General features: G+C 71.0%; 1 protein-coding gene and 1 pseudogene. One reads left to right on the top strand and one right to left on the bottom strand.

Features of this window, described 5'->3' with window-relative positions:
* Positions 1-273: pentapeptide repeat-containing protein (locus tag ACIRBX_RS14200; RefSeq protein WP_402297601.1), on the top strand; the 273-nt coding region annotated here is incomplete at its 5' end.
* 1,043 nt (positions 274-1,316) lie between these two features.
* Here the strand turns inward: ACIRBX_RS14200 and ACIRBX_RS14195 are convergent.
* Positions 1,317-3,041, bottom strand: a pseudogene (locus ACIRBX_RS14195) (toxin glutamine deamidase domain-containing protein); the annotation flags it as partial.
* Between the last annotated feature and the right edge of the window lie 1,144 nt (positions 3,042-4,185).

The following is a 4,185-nucleotide window of genomic DNA, read 5'->3' as shown; positions in this document are numbered from 1 at the left end:
TTCTCCGAGCCCTCCTTCTCCGAGCCCTCCTTCTCCGAGCCCTCCTTCTCCGAGCCCTCCTTCTCCGACTCCTCCTTCTCCGAGCCCTCCTTCTCCGACTCCTCCTTCTCCGAGCCCTCCTTCTCCGACTCCTCCTTCTCCGACTCCTCCTTCTCCGAGCCCTCCTTCTCCGAGCCCTCCTTCTCCGACTCCTCCTTCTCCGAGCCCTCCTTCTCCGACTCCTCCTGCGAGTCGTCGCTCCACTCATCGCTCAACTCGTCATCAGCCTCGTAGCCCGAGTCGTCGCGCGAGTCCTCCCCCGGACCGTCGCTGAAGTCGTCTCCCGAGTCATTGCTCTGATCGTCGTCGGACTCATCGCCCGAGGAGTCGCTCCACTCATCGTCCGCCTCATAGCCCCCCTCCCGATCCGAATCCACGTCGGAGTCCTCGTCAGAGGTCAACTCGGTGTCCTCGAAGGGCTTCTCCTCCTGCTGGTTGGCATCCCCGTCCGTCGGCTGCGGCACCGGCGGCTCGCTCGCGTCGTAGTGGTTGCCGTTGTGATAGACCGTCACCTTCGTGCCGTCCAAGGGACCGAAAACCGCCTTGGTCGTGCCCTTGTCGTCAACGACCCGCATGCGGAGATCAAGCGCGTGCGCGGCAGCCGGCGGCAGCATCTCCCCGTGCGAGGAGAACCAACGGTTCCCCCAGTCCTTGGCCGTCCTGATCAGAGCATCCCGCTCGGCTTCGGTGGGCGGCAGCCCGACGAGCTCGGTGAACTCGACAACCCTCGCCCGCAGCGCCAGCACGTCCTGCTCCCGTGCCGCTTCCCTACGCTCGACATCGCTCTCGAAGTACGCGAGCAACTCGCTCTTGTCCGCCGGCCGGTTGAGCATGTCCTTCCGGAAGTTGGAGACCACTTCGACGGGCCAATCGGCCGGATCCAGGTTCTCGAAGTACTCGACGACCTTGTCCTGCAACTGATCCTTCGGCTCCACACCGAACGACTCGGGCTCTCCCGTCAGGCCGGGCAGGCTCGCATCGAGCGCGTGCAGCAGGCAGAAGCCGTCGCCCGCGACCTTCACCTTCTGGCCGGGGAGCGGGAAGACCTCCGTGTCCTGCTCGTGGTTGTCGGCTGCGGGGCGTTCGGGGGCGCGGCGTTCGGTGGCGGGGTCGTGGTGGGGGTCGGCGTGGGGTTCGGGGGTGGTGGGGGTGCGCTGGGGGTCGAGGGGGATGGCGAAGACGCCGTTCTCGCCTTGGTGGAGGGGGTTGGGGCTGCGCTTGCCGGTCTGGGGGTCGACGTAGGTGATGGTGCCGTGGTGGTTGACGGCGGTCCATGAGTGGGCGCGGCCGTCGGCGTCGACGGTGGTGATGGCGGCGGCGGAGCCGTGGCCGGTGCGGGTGAGGGTCTTCTCCAGACGCTTGAAGGCGGCGGGGCCGTCGCCGAGGTCGGTGAAGCGGGCGCCGAGATTGGTTTCGATGCGGTCGCGGCCGTCGCGTTCGCCCAGGGGTGAGGGGTTGCCGTCGGTGTCGGGGGTGCGGGCCCCGGCGACGGTGGGGGTGCCGTGGTAGGTGTCGAGGAAGGAGAGCGTGGTGTCGACGCAGTTGTTGTTGCGGCCGGGGCTGTCGGGGCCGTCGCCGTTGATGGCGGCGGTCCAGTCTCCCTGGTTGGGGTCGGGGTGGACGTCGTTCGGATCACGCGGCGGGAGGGCCTGCTTGAGGCGGTCCAGGTCGTTGGTGCCGGGTTCGGTGAGGCCGCCGTCACCGCCGAGCGGGCGTCCTGCGGTGGCGAGCGGTCGGGGTGCGGCCGGCCGACGGTCGGTCGGCGGGGTGGGCGTGGGGGTGGTGTCCGTGTCCGGGGTGGGCTGGGCTTCACGTTCGGCGCGCGGGCGCACCGGGCCGACACCGCTGGGGGTCGGCGCGGGCGCGGAACCGGGCTCGGGCCGCGCCGGGGCCGGACGCGGAGTGCCGGACGGCTGAGGCGAACCGTCGGTGCGGCCGGCGGAGTTGACGGGCCCGGGGCCACCGGCAGGGGCACCCGGTACCGGCGGGGGCGGCGGCGTCTCGGTGAGCCTGGCGACCGGCGGGAGATCAGGGGTGGGCTGGGTCGCGTCCGGGGCGGGGGTACGCACGGCGGCGGGGCCGCTGGCGAGGCGGACGCCTTCGGGGTGCGGGGTACTGCCGGTAGGCGGGGTGGTGTCAGCGCGCGGCGGTCCGGTGGGAGCCGGAGTACCGGAACTCTCGTGCGAGGTGGGCCGGTTGTCCGGCGCCGGGGCCTCGGGGCGCGGTGCGGGTGCGGGTGCCTCACTGTGCGTCGGCGTCGGCGCGGACACCGGTGACTCCGAACGGGGGCCGGGCGCTTCGCCGTGCGTAGGCGTCGGTGCGGATACCGGAGTCTCAGCGCGCGGTGTGGGCGCCTCGCTGTGCGTCGGCGTCGGCGTCGGCGAGCTGTCCGGGGCGTTGCGCTGCACCGGGGGTTCGTAGGGCGTCAGTTGAGGCGGGGCTTCGTTGCGCGGGGTACTGGTGCTCGGTCCCTGGTAGGGCGCGTTGTCGGGGGTCGGGGTGACGCTGTCGTGGCTGGGCGCCGCGAAGGTACGCGGGGCGTCGGGGTTACGGGTCGTCGGGGTACCGGCAGTGCTGTCGGTGGAGGTGCCGCGCGGGGTGGGGGTGGTGTCGAAGTCGGCGCCACCGCTGCGGGTGTGGTGGCCGTCGCTGCCGATCGGGGTCAGCCGCGACGGATCGACGTCGGTGTCGCTCCCACTCTGGCTCTCCGGCTTCCCGGGCGCGTCGGAGCCGTGCGAACCCGACGTATCCGGCGAACCCGATGACTCGTTACCCGATGAACCGTTGCTGCCGCTGTTCGACGACCCGCTGCCGCTGCCCGAGGTCCCGCCACCGCTGGACGAGGACCCGGCACCGGAACCTCCGGCCGAACCACCGTCGCCAGAAGCCGAGTTGCCGCCGCCACCGGCACCGGAGCCGTCCGTGCCGCCGCCGGTGAAGTCGGAGGCGTCGGGGATGTCCGAGGAGTTGAACTTCCCCTTCAGTGCGGACGCGCCGCGCATGATGGCCGGGCTGCCCGCGCCACTGAGCGCGGAGCCGCCGAGGCCCGAGGGGTCGACCTCGCCGGTGAGCGCGAACTGCGTGAAGGCGTCCGCTCCCACATCCGTGATCGCGCCTTCGACCATCTGCGCGGGCAGGGTGTCCATCTTCTTGCCGATGAGCTTGTTGCCCGCCGCGCCCATGCCCTTGCCGATCAGACCGCCGGCCGCGCCACCGATCGCACCGCCGGCCGCGCTCATCCCGAGCTCCTTGCCGTCCAGTTCCTTGCGGTTGCCCGCAGCGAGCTGGATCGACTGCGCCAGCAGGTTGATGGCGACCTCCTGGAAGGCCTCCTTCAACGCCAGGACGATGATCTCCTTGGCCAGCTTCTTCAGGATCTGCTGAACGGTGGTCCTGCTCACCGCGATCGCCGGCGGGATCGCCGCCAGCGAGGCACCGGCCGTCACCGGAGCGGCAGCCTCGGCGGTGGCGATCTCGTAGGCCAGAATGCCGAGTTGGGCCACGATGGAGATCTTCGCGGTCTCGGTGGAGTTGGCCATCGCCTCCAGGCTGTCGGCCATCGAGTTGCACGCCTTGACCATGCCGGGGAAGAACCCCGGCTTCTTGCCATCGGCCGGGAGGACCAGCGTCTCCCACTTCTTCGCCAACTCCTCCATCGCGGCACCCTGCTGACCGTCCAGCGCCCGCTTCATCGCCGAATCGGCGGCCCGGCTCCCCTCCTCCAGGGCTTCTGCGGCGGAGCGCCAACGGCGGCCCATGTCCCGCATCAGGTCCTCGTCGCCCTCGGGCCAACGGGAACCGGCAAGCAGCAGCAGCACCCACTGCAGGGGCTCGGGAAGTTCGACAGCCATCAGAGATCAGTGCTTTCCGTTGTCCTGGCCGGCGGCGATGCCACGGTGCGGTGGGCCCCACCAGCAGAGGCCGAACTCAGCGGCGAACAGCTGGATCTGACGGGCCCGCATCGATCCGGCGAGCTGTGAGGAAGGGATGAGGACGGACGGCGGAGCGCCGGTGAGCGCTCCGCCGCCCGGGTGCGACGAACGGTTCAGGCGCGCGGTGCGCCCTCGCCACCCGCAGCGATCCGAGTGAGCGCGGCCCGCAGGAACGGGCTCGGCACGTCGTACCCACCCTCCTGCCGAATCGGCG

Origin of the sequence: Kitasatospora sp. NPDC096147, assembly GCF_044763225.1 — a bacterium.
Taxonomy (GTDB): Bacteria; Actinomycetota; Actinomycetes; order Streptomycetales; family Streptomycetaceae; genus Kitasatospora.
This window is presented reverse-complemented; position numbering and strand designations above follow the sequence as displayed.